This window comes from Sphingobium sp. VMM (genome assembly GCF_056790315.1).
Window position 1 is genome coordinate 17,051 of the sequence record NZ_JBXGSI010000001.1, and the last position, 18,009, is coordinate 35,059.

Annotated in this window: 20 protein-coding genes; 15 read left to right on the top strand and 5 right to left on the bottom strand. The window is 62.3% G+C overall.

The genetic code is table 11. The features are described from left to right. Window position 1: 1 nt before the first annotated feature. The 4 genes from ACUCV3_RS00075 to ACUCV3_RS00090 form a co-directional block, all read right to left on the bottom strand. Complete coding sequence (locus tag ACUCV3_RS00075) at window positions 2-1,159, bottom strand: glycosyltransferase family 4 protein (protein ID WP_279730767.1); 1,158 nt, start codon at window positions 1,157-1,159, stop codon at window positions 2-4. Next, a complete protein-coding gene (locus ACUCV3_RS00080) occupies window positions 1,152-2,387 on the bottom strand; it encodes a glycosyl transferase (RefSeq protein ID WP_279730766.1) in 1,236 nt (411 codons plus the stop codon). The genes ACUCV3_RS00075 and ACUCV3_RS00080 overlap by 8 nt, the downstream gene beginning before the upstream one ends. Window positions 2,388-2,527: 140 nt before the next feature. Then, window positions 2,528-3,016 carry a hypothetical protein gene (locus ACUCV3_RS00085; RefSeq protein ID WP_482240280.1) on the bottom strand — a complete coding sequence of 163 codons (489 nt, stop codon included), beginning with the start codon at window positions 3,014-3,016 and terminating at the stop codon, window positions 2,528-2,530. 108 nt (window positions 3,017-3,124) lie between these two features. Beyond that, window positions 3,125-4,135, bottom strand: coding sequence for a L,D-transpeptidase (locus ACUCV3_RS00090; RefSeq protein ID WP_279730763.1), 1,011 nt, complete (start codon window positions 4,133-4,135; stop codon window positions 3,125-3,127). 236 nt (window positions 4,136-4,371) lie between these two features. Here ACUCV3_RS00090 and ACUCV3_RS00095 point away from each other — a divergent pair, with 236 nt between their 5' ends. The 5 genes from ACUCV3_RS00095 (at window position 4,372) to ACUCV3_RS00115 (ending at window position 9,057) form a co-directional block, all read left to right on the top strand. Continuing rightward, complete coding sequence (locus tag ACUCV3_RS00095) at window positions 4,372-5,256, top strand: LysR family transcriptional regulator (protein WP_279730761.1); 885 nt, start codon at window positions 4,372-4,374, stop codon at window positions 5,254-5,256. A gap of 127 nt (window positions 5,257-5,383) precedes the next feature. Then, window positions 5,384-6,355, top strand: a complete 972-nt coding sequence (locus tag ACUCV3_RS00100) for an alpha/beta fold hydrolase (RefSeq protein WP_432215176.1) — start codon at window positions 5,384-5,386, stop codon at window positions 6,353-6,355. A gap of 61 nt (window positions 6,356-6,416) precedes the next feature. Next, window positions 6,417-7,046 carry a pyridoxamine 5'-phosphate oxidase family protein gene (locus ACUCV3_RS00105; RefSeq protein WP_279776280.1) on the top strand — a complete coding sequence of 210 codons (630 nt, stop codon included), beginning with the start codon at window positions 6,417-6,419 and terminating at the stop codon, window positions 7,044-7,046. Further along, window positions 7,046-7,516: a nuclear transport factor 2 family protein gene (locus ACUCV3_RS00110; protein WP_048938651.1), complete on the top strand. Its 471-nt coding sequence runs from the start codon at window positions 7,046-7,048 to the stop codon at window positions 7,514-7,516. The genes ACUCV3_RS00105 and ACUCV3_RS00110 overlap by 1 nt, the downstream gene beginning before the upstream one ends. Before the next feature lie 413 nt (window positions 7,517-7,929). After that, entirely contained in the window at window positions 7,930-9,057 is a 1,128-nt protein-coding gene (locus ACUCV3_RS00115) for a tyrosine-type recombinase/integrase (RefSeq protein WP_313326511.1), read from the top strand. A 63-nt stretch (window positions 9,058-9,120) separates the two neighbouring features. Here ACUCV3_RS00115 and ACUCV3_RS00120 read toward each other — a convergent pair whose 3' ends face one another. Beyond that, window positions 9,121-10,026, bottom strand: coding sequence for a LysR family transcriptional regulator (locus tag ACUCV3_RS00120; protein ID WP_017501548.1), 906 nt, complete (start codon window positions 10,024-10,026; stop codon window positions 9,121-9,123). Window positions 10,027-10,233: 207 nt separating this feature from the next. Here ACUCV3_RS00120 and ACUCV3_RS00125 point away from each other — a divergent pair, with 207 nt between their 5' ends. The 10 genes from ACUCV3_RS00125 (at window position 10,234) to ACUCV3_RS00170 (ending at window position 17,934) form a co-directional block, all read left to right on the top strand. Further along, complete coding sequence (locus ACUCV3_RS00125; RefSeq protein ID WP_017501549.1) at window positions 10,234-11,346, top strand: S-(hydroxymethyl)glutathione dehydrogenase/class III alcohol dehydrogenase; 1,113 nt, start codon at window positions 10,234-10,236, stop codon at window positions 11,344-11,346. Window positions 11,347-11,377: 31 nt separating this feature from the next. Next, window positions 11,378-11,773 (top strand): VOC family protein, encoded by a 396-nt coding sequence (locus ACUCV3_RS00130; RefSeq protein WP_017501550.1) that lies wholly within the window; start codon window positions 11,378-11,380, stop codon window positions 11,771-11,773. A 9-nt stretch (window positions 11,774-11,782) separates the two neighbouring features. Continuing rightward, window positions 11,783-12,631 carry an S-formylglutathione hydrolase gene (gene fghA / locus ACUCV3_RS00135; RefSeq protein ID WP_026109246.1) on the top strand — a complete coding sequence of 283 codons (849 nt, stop codon included), beginning with the start codon at window positions 11,783-11,785 and terminating at the stop codon, window positions 12,629-12,631. Continuing rightward, entirely contained in the window at window positions 12,631-12,942 is a 312-nt protein-coding gene (locus ACUCV3_RS00140; protein WP_017501552.1) for a 2Fe-2S iron-sulfur cluster-binding protein, read from the top strand. Before fghA ends, ACUCV3_RS00140 begins: the two co-directional genes overlap by 1 nt. 5 nt (window positions 12,943-12,947) lie before the next feature. Further along, window positions 12,948-13,349 carry a ketosteroid isomerase-related protein gene (locus ACUCV3_RS00145; protein WP_482240281.1) on the top strand — a complete coding sequence of 134 codons (402 nt, stop codon included), beginning with the start codon at window positions 12,948-12,950 and terminating at the stop codon, window positions 13,347-13,349. Beyond that, window positions 13,349-13,948 carry a GNAT family N-acetyltransferase gene (locus tag ACUCV3_RS00150; protein WP_017501554.1) on the top strand — a complete coding sequence of 200 codons (600 nt, stop codon included), beginning with the start codon at window positions 13,349-13,351 and terminating at the stop codon, window positions 13,946-13,948. The genes ACUCV3_RS00145 and ACUCV3_RS00150 overlap by 1 nt, the downstream gene beginning before the upstream one ends. Window positions 13,949-13,956: 8 nt before the next feature. Further along, window positions 13,957-14,925, top strand: a complete 969-nt coding sequence (locus ACUCV3_RS00155) for a carbon-nitrogen hydrolase family protein (protein WP_017501555.1) — start codon at window positions 13,957-13,959, stop codon at window positions 14,923-14,925. Beyond that, window positions 14,922-16,142: an NAD(P)/FAD-dependent oxidoreductase gene (locus ACUCV3_RS00160; protein WP_017501556.1), complete on the top strand. Its 1,221-nt coding sequence runs from the start codon at window positions 14,922-14,924 to the stop codon at window positions 16,140-16,142. The genes ACUCV3_RS00155 and ACUCV3_RS00160 overlap by 4 nt, the downstream gene beginning before the upstream one ends. Before the next feature lie 113 nt (window positions 16,143-16,255). Then, window positions 16,256-16,402 (top strand): TetR family transcriptional regulator, encoded by a 147-nt coding sequence (locus tag ACUCV3_RS00165; protein ID WP_157228514.1) that lies wholly within the window; start codon window positions 16,256-16,258, stop codon window positions 16,400-16,402. Window positions 16,403-16,677: 275 nt separating this feature from the next. Continuing rightward, window positions 16,678-17,934, top strand: a complete 1,257-nt coding sequence (locus tag ACUCV3_RS00170; RefSeq protein WP_026109249.1) for an IS701 family transposase — start codon at window positions 16,678-16,680, stop codon at window positions 17,932-17,934. Window positions 17,935-18,009: the final 75 nt, after the last annotated feature.

Genomic DNA, 18,009 nt, shown 5'->3' on the forward strand with positions numbered 1-18,009 from the left:
CCTATCCTCCTTCGGTGAGTGCGGGCGCGCTGCGAGACGGGGCGGGGCGGCTGGCCGGCAGTTCGTGCAGCACGAGGCGACAATGCCGTTCCCATGACAGGTTGTTCGCGGCCCAGATCCGGGCCTGATCGCCCAGCCGGCGGCAGAGCGCGGGATCGCGCGCCAGCAGCGCGAGCGCCGCGCGCAATGCGCTGGGGGAATTGCCGTCGACGACCAGGCCGGTGACGCCATCGCGAACCAGTTCGGCAGGGCCGCCATCCGCGCCGACGATGCAGGCCAGCCCCTGTGCCATGGCATCGGCGACGCTGAGGCCGAAGCCTTCCACCTCGGCGCCATCCTCCAGCGAGATCTGGGGGTGGAGGAAAATGTCGGCATCGCGATATTGCGCGGCCAGTTCCGCGTCGGAGACATAGCCGGCCAGCCGGACATGATCCTCCAGTTGGTGGCGGCGCACGGTCTGCTGGATGCGGATGCCGTCCACGCCGCGGCCGACGATGGTGTAGTGGAGTGAGGCTTCCTCGCGCAGGCAGGCGGCTGCGGCGTCGATCGCGGCCGGAATATTCTTGCGCGCGACCAGGCGGCAGACGGTCAGTATCTGGGCCGGCGCGGCGCCATTCTGGAAGGCGGTGGTGGGGCGGTCGGTTGGCATGCGCACCCCGTTCCAGGCGACGATGGTGCGCGCGGCAAGATCGGGCAGGCGCTGCACCAGCAGGTCGCGGGTGACGGCGCTGACCGCGACGATGCGCCGGGCGCGGCGCAGCACCAGCCGCAGCAGCGCGAAGGCACCGCCGGCCGGGCGACCGACTTCCCGGCCATGGATCGTCACGATGAGGGGGCGGGGAAAGGCGAGGGCAGGCAGGGCTGCGCGCCAGGTGCAGGCATGGATTGCCTGTGGGCGCTCACCGCGCAGCCAGGCGCCGGCCATGGCGCGGAACAGCCGGCCATAGACCCGCAGGCGCGAGGCCGGGCCGACATCGATCAGTTCGACGCCGTCGCTGCTGACCCGGCGCGGACCGGCCGAGGATTTGGCGAACAGGGTGACGCGCCAGCCCAGCGCGGCATAGGCGCGGGCGGTTTCGGCCACATAGGTCTGGACCCCGCCTTCATCGGGCGCATGGACGCGGGCGACGAGCCAGAGGCGGCGATCGGCATCAGCCATGGCGCAGCGCCTCCCGCAGCTTATAGGGTGTCGGAACGGGCCGCGCTGCTGGCGCGCCGCGCGTCAGATAATCCGCGACCGCCCTGGCCGCGCGCGTCGAGGCGGGCGCGCCACCGCTGGTGAAGGTATCGGACAGGCCGCGTCGCTGGGCGGCGTCATACATGCCGTGGGCCGCCATGGCGGCGGCGACCTTGTCGGGGATGCGATCGGCGGATTCATGGACCGGGCCATAATGCCAATGGGCATAGTTGGGATCGTCGCGCCACTGCGCGCCATGACCGTTGAGGAAGAGACAGGGGCGCGGTGTGGCGATGAATTCATAGATCTGGCTCGACACGTCGCCGATATAGGCGGCGGCGAGCTGGACATAGCTCATGTCGACGCTCGCCCGGCTGCCCAGGTCGACATGGATATGCGGCAGGCCGGCAAATTCGGCCAGCATGCGCTCGGCTGCAGCGCGCTTGCGGCGATTGTCGAACAGGCGGACATGGGGCGCAACGATCAGGTTGAACCGGTCATCGGCCGCGAACTGGCGCAGTACATCCGTGCCCATCGCCTGCCAGGAGGAGAGGCGCGGCGAGAAATGCGGGTTGTATAGTATGATCGGGCGATTGTCGGTGAAGGGGCTCGCCGGGCGCTGGCCTTGGGTCAGGTCGAACTTGCCATAGCCGGCAATGGCGTAATGATCCTCGCGGATCAGGCCCTGCGCCAGCATCCGCCGGCGCTGCTTCTCGCCCGCCAGCAGCACGAAGTCGAACAGCGCGATGCGCGGATCATAGCCAACCGCGCGGTCGCCCGCGCCATGACAGGTATGGATGAAGCGGCTGCCCGCCAGCCCGAGCCGGCGTAGCAGCAGCGAGGTGCGTTCGGGCACGACGATCGCGTCATAGCGGGCGAGGCGGTGGCGCGCGGCGAGGAGGGTGGCGAGCTTGGGCGGGCTGGCATGGCCCGACAGGTGGGACAGGGTGCGCAGCCAGATATTGTCGAGATGGATGAAGTTCAGCCGGCCGCCGCCATGACGGGCTGCCAGGTCGCGGGCCAGCGCAATATGATCGGCGCCGGCCGCGATGATATCGACGCGAAAGCGCGGATCATGCGACAATTCCAGTGCCAGCGGCATGGCGTGCAGAAGATGATGGATCTGCGCGTTGAAGAAGAAGCAGATCGACTGCGTCTTCCTGTCTGTCTGGTCGGTCCGGGCCGGGAAATTGATCGGCTGTTGTATCACGCTGCACTCCGGGTCTGACGCTGGTCAGGCGGAGTGTCTGCGTGTGATTTTGCCCGGCGATTTCAGATTGCGGCGATGTCTGTAACATTGTGCGCCGGGTTCGGCATTTCCATGTCAGCCTTGCCGGGCGGCGAATTTCCCTATTTCCGGACAACGGCGGCGTTGAGGAACGGATCATTGCCGATGAACATCGGCGTGCTGTCGAACAGCGAGATGCGCCATTCGCCGTCCGCATCCCGGCGGAATTCCATGCGGCAATCGGCGACGATGGTCGGGCCGACCAGGTTCAGGATCGGCGCCTTGCCTTCACCTGAATAATTGACCAGCATGAACTGCGCGCTGCCATGATCGACGGCCGGGAATTGAATGCGCATATTGGTGATGGTGTGCCGCTGAGTGCGGACGCCATCCTTCTGCTGGGCGGCGACCCGTTCGTTGCGGGCGGTGTAGAAGGCGGTGATGGTGCCATGGCCCTGATGCAGCGTGCCGCCGACCAGATAATGGCAATCGTCGGTGCAGAGCGGTGCGACATTCATGCCGCCATTAAGGTCCAGATCATAGCCCCAGTCGATCACCAACTGCTCGATCTCTAGCGCGGCAATGGCGGTTTCGGCGGTGAAGCGGGGCATTATCCTCATCCTTTCCTGTGGCATGCTGCTCTTTCCGACAGCTTGTGCGCATGGGGATGGGTGCCCGCAAGCATAGAGGGCTCCGCCGTGGCGATGCTTGATGGGTGGTCAGGGCTGGGGCGCGACCGCGTCCATGATCGTGAGTTTCTCGCCGGTCGAGGCGCCGACGCTGGAGTCGGTGACGAGGATGGTGGTGCCCGGCTTCAACTGGCTGCGGATCTTGTCGTAGAAGCCGCGCGGCAGGCGCACCCGGTTCAGCACCGCTTCGTCCACGACATTCTCGACATCATTTTCATGGCCCGGCAGGCCGACATAGAGCCAGTGGGTCTTGCCATCCTTCCCCATGGTGAGGGTGATGACATGGGAGCCGGGATCGCCCTCCTTGATCTCGGCGACGCTGCGGCCGATTTCCGTGCCGTTGCGCAGCACGACGATCCGCTGCTCCTTCTTAGAGACGATGATGGTCAGCGGGCCGCTGGTCGCCAGTTCGGGCTGCCAGCGATATTCCTCGCCCTTGAGCGGGCGATATTCGACCTGCTCGCCCTTGTCGTTGATCGGTGACAAGAGGCTCGCCTGGCTGGTGCGCATATGGGTGGCGGCATTGCCCTGGACCACCACGGTCGCGCCCAGGCTGGTGATGGCGAAGAGTTCCTGCGAGAATTTATAAGGCAGGTGGATGCAGCCATGGCTTTCGGGATAGCCCGGCAGGCCGCCGGCATGGAGCGCGACGCCGTCCCAGGTCAGGCGCTGCTGATAGGGCATGGGCGCGTTATTATAGGTGCTGGACCGATGGTCCTTGTCCTTTTGCAGGATGGTGAAGACGCCGGTGGGCGTTGCATGGCCTTCCTTGCCCGAGGAGATGGTGGACACGGCGATGCGCACGCCGTTGCGATAGACGGTCGCGATCTGGCGCGAGAGATCGACATAGACGAGCAGCGGCCCGGTCGGCGATACCTGCGGCGCCCAGACCCATTGGCCGGGCTTCAGATTGTCGGCGCGGCGGGCAAATTCCGGCGGTGATGTAGCGCGATCGCCTTGGGCGAGGGCGGTGTGGGGGAGCAGCAGCAAGGCGCAAAACAGGCGACCGTGGCGAACCATGTTGCGGTAGTCGATCGGCACGTCATGTCCCCCTGGTTATCGTTGCGCGGTGATATCCGTGATCCCTGTGCATTTCCATCGGGGGCGACCCTGAGGCGTCATGATGAAGGGGGGGAGGTCCATGAGATAATCGTTTCTGTTGCGCCCGAAACGGACCTTGTGCGTCAGTCCTGCTGATTGACCGGCGCATGGGGTTCTGCGCATCCTTTTCGGCCGCAGCGATGATCGAGGGGAATGCTTTGGACCGTTGGCAAGCCATGAAGATATTCGTTCGCGTGGCGGAAACAGGCGGTTTTGCCGAAGCCGCGCGGCAGCTGCATCTGAGCCCGCCGGCGGTCACGCGGGCGATTTCCGCGCTGGAGGACGAGATCGGCGTGCGCCTTCTCACGCGGACCACGCGATCGGTGAAGCTGACCGAGGCGGGCCGTGGCTATCTGGACGATTGCCGCCGGATATTGGCCGACATGGCGGATGCGGACGCGGCGGCGGCGGGCGCCCATGGCAATCCCACCGGCACGCTGATCGTCACGGGATCGGTGGTCTTCGGCCAGATGTACGTGCTGCCGATCCTGCTCGACTATCTGGATCGCTTTCCCGCGGTGACCGGGCGCAGCCTGTTCGTCGACCGGCTTGTCAACATCGTCGAGGAGGGCATCGATGTCGCCATCCGGATCGGTCATCTGCCGGATTCGGGCCTCAGCGCCATTCGGGTCGGGACGGTGCGGCGGGTCATCTGTGGCGCGCCGGCCTATTTCGAGCAGCATGTCATGCCCCGGACCCCGGCCGATCTTGCCTATCATCGCATCATCGGCCCGACCGGGGCATGGGCCTCCCCCGAATGGCATTTCGGACCGGAGGGACGGAGCAGCGTCACGGTGCACCCGCAGCTCTTCTGCAACACCAATGAGGCGGCGATCGCCGCCGCCGAGCAGGGCTGGGGGTTGACGCGGGTGCTGTCCTACCAGGTCGAGCCGGCACTGGCGGCCGGGCGGCTGGTCACGATATTGGACGAGCATATGGAAAAGCCGATGCCGATCCATGTCATCCACGCCGAAGGGCGGCGGGCGGCGGCCAAGGTGCGCAGTTTCGTCGATCTGGCGGTCGATCGGCTGCGGGCCAATCCTCTGTTCCAGCAGACATGACCATTATTCCATAATAAGGAATAATTACTTCCAGTTTTCCCGAATTATCAGGAATGACGACAAGGATTATCTCTGTCTCCAGAAGCTGAAGCCCTTGCTCAGCGACCCCAACAGGGTGGAGGACATGATGAAGAAACTGGTCATTTCGATGCTGCTGGCGACCGCCGGCATCGCTGCCTCGGCCGAGGCGATCGCCGCGCCCGCGAGCGCCGTCGCCACGCAGGCTGCCGCCGCCACGGTCCATTATCGCAGCGCCACCATCGACGGCGTCAAGATGTTCTATCGCGAAGCCGGCCCCGCCGACGGCCCGGTGGTGCTGCTGCTCCACGGCTTCCCGACATCGTCGCACATGTTCCGCAACCTGATCCCGCTCCTCGCCGACCGCTATCATGTGATCGCGCCCGACTATCCGGGCTTTGGCCAGAGCGACGCGCCCGACCATCGCCAGTTCACCTACAGCTTCGCCCATTATGCCGACATGGTCGACACGCTGATGGGCAAGATCGGCGCCCGGCGCTACGCCATGTATGTCATGGATTATGGCGCCCCGGTCGGCTACCGCCTCGCCCTCAAGCATCCCGAGCGGGTCAGCGGCCTCATCGTCCAGAATGGCAATGCCTATGAGGAAGGGCTGGGCGCCTTCTGGGATCCGATCAAGACCTATTGGAAGAGCGGATCGGCCAAGGATCGCGAGGCGCAGGCCTGGCTCGTCGGCCTCGACGCCACCAAATTCCAATATACCGATGGCGTGCGCGATCTGTCGCGGATCAGCCCCGACAATTGGGTGCAGGACCAGGCCTTGCTCGACCGGCCGGGCAACAAGGATATCCAGCTCGACCTGTTCTACGACTATCGCACCAATGTGCCGCTCTACCCGGCATTCCAGGCCTTCTTCCGCGAACGCAAGCCGCCGACGCTGATCGTCTGGGGCAAGAATGACAAGATCTTCCCCGAAGCCGGCGCGCATCCCTACGAGCGTGACCTGCCCGACGCGGAGATGCATATTCTCGATACCGGCCATTTCGCCCTGGAAGACAAGCTGGATGAAATGGCGCCGCTGATCCGCGACTTCCTCGATCGCAAGGTCGCGGCGCGCTGAACACCCGGCGGGGCCATGTCGAAGCATGGCCCCGCAACGGACGGATGATGGGAGACAGGCCATGTCCTACGGTTTTCTGGATATCGCCACGACGCCGAGCGTCCGCGCGGCGCAGGCGGAGATGGGCGCGGACGCCCATTGGGCGGCGTTCAGCGGCAATCGCGCCTTTGACCGCTTCACCGACAATGAAGCCCATTTCCTGGCGGCCCGCGACAGTTTCTACATGGCCACCGTGTCGGAGGATGGCTGGCCCTATGTCCAGCATCGCGGCGGCCCGGCCGGCTTCCTCAAGCTGGTTGACGACCGGACGCTGGCCTTTGCCGATTATCGCGGCAACCGACAATATATCAGCACCGGCAACCTGGCCGCGAACGACCGGGCCTGCCTGATCCTGGTGGACTATCCCCGCCGTGCCCGGCTCAAAATCTACGTCCATGTCGAGAAGCTGGCGCTCGATGCCGATCCGGCGCTCACCGATCTTGTCATGGACAAGGATTACAAGGCGCGGGCGGAGCGCATCTTCCGGCTGCGGCTGGAGGCGTTCGACTGGAACTGCCCGCAGCATATCACGCCGCGCTTCACCGAGCGCGAGATCGAACAGGCGGTCCGGCCGCTGCATGAGCGGCTGGCGCAGCTGGAAGCTGAAAACAGGGCGTTGCAGGATCGCCTCGGCAAATTGGGAGACGCATGATGGACAATGTGAGACCGCCGCTGCCGCCCTTCACCCTGGAGAGCGCGACACAGAAGGTGCGCCTGGCCGAGGATGGTTGGAACAGCCGCGATCCGGCCAGGGTGGCCATGGCCTATACGCCGCTCAGCCAGTGGCGGAACCGGGCGGAGTTCGTCAATGGCCGCTCGGCGATCATCGCCTTCCTGACGCGCAAATGGCAGCGCGAGCTGGATTATCGGCTGATCAAGGAATTATGGGCCTTTGCCGACAACCGCATCGCGGTGCGCTTCGCCTATGAATGGCATGACGACAGCGGCAACTGGTTCCGTTCCTATGGCAACGAGAATTGGGAGTTTGACGCGAGCGGCCTGATGCAGCGGCGGTTCGCCTGCATCAATGATGCACCGATCAGCGCGGCCGACCGGAAATTCCACTGGACGCAGGGGCGCCGGCCTGACGATCATCCGGGGTTGAGCGAGCTAGGGATGTAGGGCGGCTGCCCGCAGAGAAATGCGATCGCCAGTGCGTCGGCATATCTGTTGTTCGTCAGATATGATCGAATCTGGTGACCCCTACGGGAATCGAACCCGTGTTTCAGCCGTGAGAGAGAGCCGCCAAGACGTCTGGGGACACTCTGGGATGCATTTAATTTCATATACTTAGCATTGTGGCATCCTTGCGAATCCAAGGCAGTCCTGCTATAGCAAAAGGACAAGAAATCGGATGGTCCCTTTCGCTTATGGCTCGCATAGTTGCCGACATTCGTATCCAGGATCGGGCCGTGCGCCTGCGCCTGCCGGTCAAGACCAAGGCCTATTGGCGGCTCGTCTCCGAGGGCTTCCATATCGGCTATTACAAGGGCGCGCGGAAGGTCAGCTGGGTGGTCCGTTTCCGGCGCACCGATGTGCCCAATGCCTATTTGAACGCCACGTTGGGCGAGCCAGACGACGTCCGTGACGCTGACGATGATACGATCCTCAGCTGGAAGCAGGCGCTGGCAAAAGCGCTCGAATGGGTCGAGCGGCAGACGAGCGGTGCGCCGGCAGCGCTTGACCCCAACATCACCGTCGGGACGGCGATCTCGGCCTATGTCGTGCGACGCGACGCGCGGCGCGCGGCACAGGCGGGAAGGGATGTCCGGTCGGATGCCCATTACAAGCTCAACAAGCATGTCCTCGGCGACAAGCGGATGGCAGGGTTGGCACTCAAGGATTTGTCGGAGGCGGATCTGCGCGCCTGGCAGAAGCGACTGGCCCGACAGAAGTTCACCAGCACGCAGCGGCTGCTCAACGATTTCAAGGCGGCCCTCAATGCGGCCTGGGCAGAGCATCGCAAGGTTCTTCCGGTCGATCTGCCGCTGACCATCAAATATGGCTTGTCCCTCGAAGCCCCGGCGGTGACCGAGTCGAAGGCCCGTGAGAACCAGATTTTGGCCGATGCCGAGGTGCGCCGGATCGTCGCGGCCGCCTGCGCCATGGACGAGGATCTGGGGCGTCTGGTCGCGGTCATGGCGGCGACCGGTGCCCGATTCGCCCAGTTGCGGCGGATGCAGGTCGCGGATGCGTTGCTGGAGCGGAACCGGCTCATGATCCCGCAATCCTACAAGGGGAATAAGAAGAACAACGAGCATATCCGCGTGGCGATCGGCGACGATATCGTCGAACTGCTGAAGCCGATCGTGGAGGATCGGTCGTCGAGTGCGCCGTTGTTGGAACGTTGGCGTGTCCGGCAGGTCTCGGCGGTCAAGTGGGAGCGTTACGAACGAGGGCCATGGAAATCGCCCTCGGAAATGACCCGAAGCTGGAATCAGGTTGTGAAAGAGGCAGGGCTCCCAGCCGCAACCATCCCTTATGCATTACGGCACAGCTCGATCGTTCGGGGCCTCCGCATGGGACTGCCGATTCGCCTCGTGGCCGCGCTGCACGACACCTCCGTCGTGATGATCGAGCGGCATTATTCCCGGTGGATCGTCGATGGTCTGGATGATTTGGTGGCTCGAGCGGTCGTGCCCCTTGTGGATCTTGCTGCCTGAGATGGATGAAGGGCGCCAGCCGATCGTACTGCTGTAGCTGGTGGGATAAATGGAAGTCGAGACTTATCCTGAGGTTCTTTCGTTTCGTGGCCTGTTCATCGCCGGCCCTAACTCATGCAGCAGGCAATCGACGACCTGCTGCACCTTTGGGAGCAAATGGCGCCGCTGGGGATAGACCGCCCAGATCGGTTCATCGTCGGGTTGCATGTCTTCCAGCAGCAGTTCGACCATGCCATGCTTCAGGTACGGCAGGATGTAGAAATCGGGTAGCTGGCAGATGCCCAGGCCGGCAACGCACGCTTCCATCACTGCCTGGCCGCTATTGCAGCGGAACCGCCCCTGGGGCCTGTGAATGACTTCCTGGCCGTCCACCTTGAAATGCCACGTGGCCGCAGAGCCCGCGATACATTCATGCTGATCCAGCGCCTCCACCATTGTCGGTCGTCCAGTCGTGGCAAGGTAACTGGGCGCAGCACAGGTATAAAGTGTGCGTGAGGCAACTCTCGTCGCGATCAGGCGCGAGTCAGTGATTGTGCCTGTTCGCACAGCCAAATCGAAGCCCTCGGCAATCAGATCGGTCACCCGATTGGTGAGTTCGATGGACACATTAAGTCTGGAATGTCGCATGGCAAAGCGACGAATGATTGGCGAGATAAAACGCTCCCCCATGGCTGTGGAGCAGGTGACCCGTAACTCGCCTTGGGGCTCGCTTCGGTCTCCGATCAGCGCAATGGCTTCGTCTCGTTCCTGGGCTATCCGTTCACAGCGCTCGAAAAAAACGCGCCCGGTGTCGGTTAGGCGGACGGTGCGTGTGGTGCGGTGGAACAGTTGCGCCTGTACTCGTTGCTCCAGCGCCATGATCGATCGGCTGACATGGGTCGTCGAGACGCCTAACGATTGCGCCCCGCGCGTGAAAGAGCCTGTCGTCGCAACGCTAACAAATTCGTCGATCCCGTCCCAACTCGACATTTATTATCCCTAATAGGAAATAATTATTTGCTGAATGACTATATTATCACAGCGCGAGCGAATTGCTAGAACCTGAGCACGAAAAGAATATCGGAGGGGCCTGTGGTTTGGCTAACGAGCATCTTCGCATGGTGGTGCGAGAATTTTGCCGGTTGCGCCGAGCCACATCAGCTCATTTCCGACCTTGATCACGAGCAGGAGTGAGACATGAAGACCCGCGCCGCCGTCGCCTTTGAAGCGAAGAAGCCCCTGGAAATCGTCGAGGTAGACCTGGAAGGGCCCCGAGCTGGTGAAGTGCTGGTCGAGATCATGGCGACCGGCATCTGCCATACCGATGCCTATACGCTCGACGGCTTCGACAGCGAGGGTATCTTCCCCTCGATCCTGGGTCATGAAGGCGCGGGCATCGTGCGTGAGGTCGGCGCGGGCGTCACTTCGGTCAAGCCGGGTGATCACGTGATTCCGCTCTACACGCCGGAATGCCGCCAGTGCAAAAGCTGCCTCAGCGGCAAGACCAACCTGTGCACCGCGATCCGCGCGACGCAAGGCAAGGGTCTGATGCCCGACGGCACGACGCGCTTTTCCTACAAGGGCCAGCCGATCTTCCACTATATGGGCTGCTCGACTTTTTCGAACTTCACCGTGTTGCCGGAGATCGCGGTGGCGAAGATCCGCGAGGACGCGCCCTTCCAGTCGAGCTGCTATATCGGTTGCGGCGTGACGACCGGCGTGGGCGCGGTCATCAACACGGCCAAGGTGCAGGTGGGCGACAATGTCGTTATCTTCGGCCTGGGCGGCATCGGTCTCAACGTGATCCAGGGCGCGCGCCTTGTCGGTGCGAACAAGATCATCGGCGTCGACATCAATCCCGACCGTGAGGAATGGGGCCGCAAGTTCGGCATGACCGACTTCCTCAATTCAAAGGGGCTGAGCCGGGAAGAGACGGTGGCGAAGGTCGTGGAACTGACCGACGGCGGCGCCGACTATACGTTCGATGCGACCGGCAATACCGAAGTTATGCGTACCGCGCTGGAAGCCTGCCATCGCGGCTGGGGCACATCGATCATCATCGGCGTAGCCGAAGCGGGTAAAGAAATCGGGACGCGTCCCTTCCAGCTCGTCACAGGCCGCAACTGGCGCGGCACGGCCTTCGGCGGCGCCAAGGGCCGAACCGACGTGCCCAAGATTGTCGACATGTACATGGCCGGCAAGATCGAGATCGACCCGATGATCACCCATGTCATGGGTCTGGAGGAGATCAACACCGCCTTCGACCTGATGCACGCCGGCAAGAGCATTCGCAGCGTGGTTGTGTTCTGACATTCATTTTTGATAGAGTCGGAGAATAAATATGGCAGTGATTTCGGGTGATGGCGTGTTTTCGCACGCCTGCGTCGGCGCAAGCGATCTGGCAGTTTCCACGGCGTTTTACGACGCCGCACTGGCGCCTTTGGGCGTGAAGAATTTGGGGCCCTTTGGTGACAGCGCCATTCTGTATGGCAAGGACAAGCCGGCCTTTCCGGTCCTGCGTCCGGGCAACGGTGAAGCGCCATCCGGCAACGGTGTGACCATCGGCTTTGCGACCTCCAGTCAAGCTGACGTCGATGCATTCCACGCCGCTGGCGTTTCGGCGGGTGGTGCGTGTGAAGGCGCAGCTGGCCCTCGCGGTCACTTGCCCGGCGCCTATGCCGCCTATCTGCGCGATCCGGCCGGGAACAAGGTCTGCGCCTATTTCTTCAGCGAGTGAATGATGGCCCTGGAAACCGTTTCAACCAACAAAAGCCATGGCGGGGTCCAGGGCGTCCATAAACATGCTTCCAGCGTGACGGGGACGGAGATGACCTTCTCCGTCTTCGTGCCGCCCCATGCGGAAGGCGTGAAGCTGCCAGTGGTCTGGTATCTGTCCGGACTTACCTGCACCCATGCCAATGTGACGGAAAAGGGCGAGTTCCGTTCAGCCTGCGCGGAGCTGGGGCTGATCCTCGTCGCGCCGGACACCAGCCCGCGCGGAGAGGGCGTCGCCTACGATCCGGCCGGAGCCTATGATTTCGGCCTTGGCGCGGGCTTCTATGTCGACGCAACCGAGGCGCCCTTTGCGCTCCATTATCGCATGTGGTCCTATGTGACGGAGGAGTTGCCCGCATTGATCGCGGCGAACTTCCCCGCCGATATGGAACGCCAGTCGATCATGGGCCACAGCATGGGTGGCCACGGCGCTCTGACCATCGGCCTCAACCATCCCGATCGGTACAAGGCGGTGTCGGCTTTCTCTCCGATCGTTGCCCCTTCGCAGGTGCCCTGGGGAAAGAAGGCGCTGATGGGCTATCTGGGAGAGGACAGCGCCGTTTGGCGCAGACATGATGCCGTCGCGCTGATCGAGGATGGCGCCCGGTTGCCTGATCTGCTGGTCGATCAAGGCGATGCCGACCAGTTTCTGGCCGAACAGCTTCGTCCCGAATTGCTGGAGGCGGCCTGCAAAAGCGCGGGCCAGCCGCTGACGCTGCGGATGCAGTCCGGCTACGATCACAGCTATTATTTCATTTCCTCCTTCATGGCCGATCATTTGCGCTGGCATGCGGAACGGCTAATGAAAGGGACGAACTAATGGTCCAGATCATCATTGCCGACCGGAATGGATCGGAACGGCCGATCGAAGCAGAAGCCGGCCTGTCGCTCATGGAAGCGATCCGCGACAGCGGCCTGGATGAATTGCTGGCGCTGTGCGGCGGATGTTGTTCCTGCGCGACCTGCCATGTCTTTATCGAGCCGGACGCGGCGATGCCCGCGATGAGCGAGGATGAAAACGACCTGCTCGACAGTAGCGATCATCGCAGTGACCGGTCGCGTCTCTCCTGCCAGATTCCCCTGACGGCCGAGATGGACGGTCTTCGGGTCACCATAGCGCCGGAAAATTGAAGACGATGAACGATGATCTGCTTGTCCGTTATTATGCGGCCTTCAATCGCGGCGACAGTGCGGCGATGCTCGATTTATTGACGCATGATGTCGTGCATGAACCCTCGCAGGGTGCGGTGCGGAGGGGGAAGACAGCCTTTGCCGAGTTTCTCGACCATATGAACCGCTGCTACAGGGAACAGGTCATTGATCCGGTGTTCCTGACCTCGGCTGACGGGCAACGGGCGGCGGGGGAATTCATGCTGAAAGGGGAATATCTGGAAACCGATACCGGTCTGCCCCCGGCATCGGGCCAGCGTTACCTTCTGCGCGTCGGCGCCTTTTTCGAACTGCGCGATGGCCTGATCGCGCGGGTCAGCAATCATTATAATCTGGCCGGTTGGCTGGATCAGGTGAAGGCGGGTTGATGCAGGCGGACCTCGTCGAGCAGATCCGGGTCGAGTGCATTTGCAAGGACGACATGTCGCTGCACGCGCTCGCAACCTTGCGCATGACTGTGTTTCGCAGCTGGCCCTATCTTTATGATGGTAGCGTCGATTATGAAGCCGGCTATCTGGCCGAGTTTCTGAGCGACGAGGCGGCCGTGTTGGTGGTCGCACGGCTGGGGGAAATTCCCGTGGGCATGGCTACCGCATCGCCCATGGCGACTCAGTCTGATGCCGTCAAATCTCCCTTTCTGGCCGCCGGCGTCGATGTCGATAGCTTCTTCTATTTCGGCGAGTCCGTGCTGCTGCCCCAGTTTCGCGGGCTCGGCCTGGGTCATCGCTTCTTCGACGAGCGCGAGGCGGCGGCGCGCAAGGCCGGTGCGAGTAGCGCTGTCTTTTGCGCGGTGTCGAGGGATGCGGACCATCCCTTGCGACCGGAAAGCGCACGCGACCTCACCCCCTTCTGGCACAGGCGCGGCTATCGCCTTGCGCCGCGCTTCACCATGAACATGCGCTGGAAGGAAGCCGGGCAAGCTAAAGAGAGCGAACATCTGATGCGCTTCTGGTTGAAGCAGCTATAGGCGTCCAAATGACAGATTTCCGTATTGCCGCCGCGCAATATCCGATCGAGCTTCTACTCACCTACGGCGCTTGGGAAATTAAGATCAGCCGCTGGGTGTGGGAAGCGGCGGAACAGGGTGCGCAACTCCTGCTTTTCCCAGAATATGCTGCGATGGAATTGGCGGGCGGCGATCCTGACGCTGCGGCGGATTTGCAGGCCTGGCTGCATCATGTCATGGCGGTCGGGGAGCGGATCGACGAACTACATCGCCATTTTGCCATTCACTATGAGGTGACGATCCTGGGCGGCAGCCGCCCATGCCGGGATAATCGGGGATTGATCGTCAACCGTGCCCGCCTTTTTTGCCCGGACGGCAGTTCCGGTCATCAGGACAAGATCGTCATGACCCGATTCGAGTGGGAAACCTGGGGCATAGGGGGTGGCGAGGCCATCCATGTGATCGATACACCGGTCGGACGGGTGGGGATAACCATCTGCTATGATGCCGAATTTCCGCTGATCGCGCGTGCGCAGGCAGAGGCGGGTGCGCAAATCATCCTTGTTCCTTCCGCGACCGACAGCATGCAGGGCTTTTGGCGCGTGCGTATCGGTGCGCAGGCCCGGGCGTTGGAAAATCAATGCTATGTGGTTCAGGCGCCGACGGTCGGTGAGGCGCCTTGGTTGCCCTCGCTGGACGAGAATCACGGCTCGGCGGGCATTTACGGGCCGCCTGACGGCATCACGCCGGACAATGGCGTGTTCGCATTTGGCGACCTGAACCGGCCGCAATGGCTGATAGCCGATGTCCGGCTCGATCAGGTCGAGTTGTGGCGCCGGGATGGCACGGTTCTTCCCTTCCGTCACTGGCCCGAACAGCAGGTGCCGCTGCTGATCGCCGATCGAACGGCTGAGTGGGCCATGGCAATGTCGGCAGTCCGCCAGCAATGCGCGGACAGCAGCTATCCAGAACCGATTTTTGATGGGATTTTCGAATGAGTAGTTATGACGTCCTGATCGTGGGTGCGGGCCATGCCGGTGCGCAAGCGGCCATATCGCTGCGGCAACTGGGTTTCGAAGGCTCGGTCGCCATGATCGGCGACGAAAAGGATCCCCCCTATGAACGTCCTCCGCTGTCCAAGGAATATTTCGCGGGCGACAAGAGCTTTGATCGCATCCTGATCCGCCCGGCGAGCTTCTGGGAAGAGCGCGGGATCGACATGCTGCTCGGCCGCCGCGTGAAGGCCGTTGATCCTGTCGGTAAATTTGTGACCGCAGGCGACACGGAAATAGGCTATGGCAAGCTGATCTGGGCCACGGGCGGCTCTCCCCGCATGTTGACCTGCAATGGCGCCGAAGCGCCCAATGTCCATGCCGTGCGCCGCCGCGACAATGTCGACGCGATGATGGCGAAGATCGACCAGATCAACCATGTGACTGTGATCGGCGGCGGCTATATCGGGCTTGAAGCGGCGGCCGTGCTGTCCAAATTCGGAAAGAAGGTCGTGCTGCTCGAAGCGCTTGATCGCGTGCTGGCGCGCGTGGCGGGTGAAGATCTATCGCGCTTTTATGAGGCGGAACATCGCGCCCATGGCGTCGACCTGCGCACCGGCGCACGGATGGACTGCATCGAGGTGACGGATGGCGAGGCGACCGCCGTGCAGATGGCCGATGGCGAGCGGATCGAAACCGACATGGTGATCGTCGGCATCGGCATCATCCCCGAAACCGGCCCGCTGATCGCGGCGGGGGCCATCGGCGGCAATGGCGTGGATGTCGACGAATATTGCCGCACCAGCCTGCCCGACATCTATGCGGTGGGCGATTGCGCGGCGCATGCCAACAGCTTCGCCCGTGGTGCGCAGATCCGGCTGGAATCGGTCCAGAACGCCAACGATCAGGCGAAGACCGCGGTAGGCCATATTATGGGCATGGAAGAGGCCTATAACGCTGTGCCCTGGTTCTGGTCGAACCAATATGATCTGAAGCTCCAGACCGTCGGACTGTCGACCGGGCATGACCAGACGATTTTGCGCGGCGATCCGGCGACCCGCAGCTTCTCTGTACTTTACCTCAAGGACGGCAAGCTGATCGCGCTCGATTGCGTCAATGCGGTCAAGGATTATGTTCAGGGCCGCGCGCATGTGCTGTCCGGAGCGGTGCTGAATCCGACGCAACTGGCTGACGCGTCCACGATGCTTAAGGATGTCACCTGAAAGCAGATGGCGGTGCCTCGATCGTGGAGTTTGCGATTTGCTCAGGCTAATCCAATCAGGAAAGCGAGATACTATTGGGCTAAGCACCGGCTCTGGTGAGGAAGAGGAAATTAGTGGGCAGCCGCGAAGAGAAGAAAATCGCACGACGGCGGGCGATCTTGCAAAATGCGAGGAAGATTTTTCTGGAAAATGGCTATGCTGCAACCACCATGTCCCAGGTTGCGGTCCAGATCGGCGGATCTAGGGTCAGGACCCATTGATATAACCGGCTCGATCTGATTCATGCTCCGCGAGGAGATTGGATTTGAGGGACCTGTATTGGCTGACGGACGAGCAGATGGCGCGGCTTGAGCCGTATTTTCCCAAGAGCGTTCAATCGCTCAGATCCAGTCTCCTCACGGAGCCTGAATCAACTAAATCTAATTACAGCAATGGGTTCTGACCCTAGCACTACTTTGGCAGAAGTTTGATTTTCGGGATTCCCATGGCACTGAATGCGTGATTCATGGGGAGCCAGCTTTGATGGAGGCTGGCGATGGAAGAGGCGTGGCAGGCGGATCTTGAACGGTGGCTTGCGCCATATCTGGAAGCCTTGGGGAATAAGACTCGACGTAGAATGTGCCCGGCCTATATCGCCGGTCTGATCGGGCCCGGCGATCGCAAGAGCATCCAACCCATGGCAGCCCGTTCGGATGCGATACCCTACGACCGGCTTCATCATTTCATCGGGGCTGGCTTATGGGACAGCGCCCCACTGGAAGCGACCTTGTGGAACCAGGCGGATGAATTGGTTGGCGGTGAGGGAGCCTGGTTGATCATCGACGACACCGCCCTGCCCAAGAAGGGCAAGGCTTCGGTTGGCGTCGCGCCCCAATACGCCACGGCGCTGGGCAAGAATGCCAACTGCCAGACGATGGTATCGGTGACATTGGCTTCGGGCGAAGTTCCCCTCATGTTAAGCTTGCGGCTGTTCCTGCCGGAAAGCTGGACGAGCGATGCTGCGCGCATGGACAAGGTTGGCGTGCCTGCGCCCTTGCAGGAATACCGCACCAAGCCAGAGATCGCGATTGAGGAGATTGATCGTGTCATCGCGGCCGGGGTGCGCTTTGGCTGCGTGCTGGCCGATGCGGGTTACGGGCTGTCGGCTCCGTTCCGGCAGGCACTGAGTGCACGTAGCCTTTGCTGGGCGGTTGGCATCCCCCGGCATCAGAAGGTCTATCCGGCCGATGTGCAACTGATCTTCCCAGTCGCAGGACGCGGTCGCCCACGGGTGCGACATGTGCCCGACGTCAAATCCATGGCCGCGCACGCAATGCTCGAAAGCGCGAAATGGCGACAGGTCAGTTGGCGCAAAGGAACAAAGGGACGGCTGACGGCCCGCTTTGCCGCCATGCGCGTGCGCATTGCCGATGGTGCGCCTCAACGGATCGGCTCTGCCGGGGCCCAGCACATGCCGGGCGAGGAAGCCTGGCTGGTTGGTGAGCATCGCTCGAATGGCGAGCGCAAATACTATCTCTCCAATCTGCCCGGCGACACCCCGATCAAGGCTCTCGCCGGTGCGATCAAGGCGCGCTGGGTTTGCGAACAAGCGCATCAGCAACTCAAGGAGGAACTCGGCCTCGATCACTTCGAAGGACGATCCTGGACCGGGCTTCACCGCCACGCCTTGATGTCGATGATGGCCTACGCCTTCCTGCAATCTCAAAGGCTCGCTCAGGCGGGGCGAAAAAAAAAGAATCCTCGGTCCGCCTCCCCAACCCACCTTGCCAGCAGTGCGCCAGGCCATCCTTGACCGCCTGTCTCGCTCACCGCCGGGGCATTGCCCTCACTGCGGATGTTGCCTCATCAGACGTCCCAGTAAACTTCT

Excerpts from the sequence above, each read along its gene's own strand:
- ACUCV3_RS00160 (WP_017501556.1), top strand. The coding sequence starts at position 14,922 with ATGAGTAGTTATGACGTCCTGATCGTGGGTGCGGGCCATGCCGGTGCG.
- ACUCV3_RS00170 (WP_026109249.1), top strand. The coding sequence starts at position 16,678 with ATGGAAGAGGCGTGGCAGGCGGATCTTGAACGGTGGCTTGCGCCATAT.
- ACUCV3_RS00075 (WP_279730767.1), bottom strand. The coding sequence starts at position 1,159 with ATGGCTGATGCCGATCGCCGCCTCTGGCTCGTCGCCCGCGTCCATGCG.
- ACUCV3_RS00095 (WP_279730761.1), top strand. The coding sequence starts at position 4,372 with ATGAAGATATTCGTTCGCGTGGCGGAAACAGGCGGTTTTGCCGAAGCC.
- ACUCV3_RS00150 (WP_017501554.1), top strand. The coding sequence starts at position 13,349 with ATGCAGGCGGACCTCGTCGAGCAGATCCGGGTCGAGTGCATTTGCAAG.
- ACUCV3_RS00140 (WP_017501552.1), top strand. The coding sequence starts at position 12,631 with ATGGTCCAGATCATCATTGCCGACCGGAATGGATCGGAACGGCCGATC.
- ACUCV3_RS00130 (WP_017501550.1), top strand. The coding sequence starts at position 11,378 with ATGGCAGTGATTTCGGGTGATGGCGTGTTTTCGCACGCCTGCGTCGGC.
- ACUCV3_RS00085 (WP_482240280.1), bottom strand. The coding sequence starts at position 3,016 with ATGCCCCGCTTCACCGCCGAAACCGCCATTGCCGCGCTAGAGATCGAG.
- ACUCV3_RS00145 (WP_482240281.1), top strand. The coding sequence starts at position 12,948 with ATGAACGATGATCTGCTTGTCCGTTATTATGCGGCCTTCAATCGCGGC.
- ACUCV3_RS00110 (WP_048938651.1), top strand. The coding sequence starts at position 7,046 with ATGGACAATGTGAGACCGCCGCTGCCGCCCTTCACCCTGGAGAGCGCG.
- ACUCV3_RS00100 (WP_432215176.1), top strand. The coding sequence starts at position 5,384 with ATGAAGAAACTGGTCATTTCGATGCTGCTGGCGACCGCCGGCATCGCT.
- ACUCV3_RS00120 (WP_017501548.1), bottom strand. The coding sequence starts at position 10,026 with ATGTCGAGTTGGGACGGGATCGACGAATTTGTTAGCGTTGCGACGACA.
- ACUCV3_RS00125 (WP_017501549.1), top strand. The coding sequence starts at position 10,234 with ATGAAGACCCGCGCCGCCGTCGCCTTTGAAGCGAAGAAGCCCCTGGAA.
- ACUCV3_RS00105 (WP_279776280.1), top strand. The coding sequence starts at position 6,417 with ATGTCCTACGGTTTTCTGGATATCGCCACGACGCCGAGCGTCCGCGCG.
- ACUCV3_RS00155 (WP_017501555.1), top strand. The coding sequence starts at position 13,957 with ATGACAGATTTCCGTATTGCCGCCGCGCAATATCCGATCGAGCTTCTA.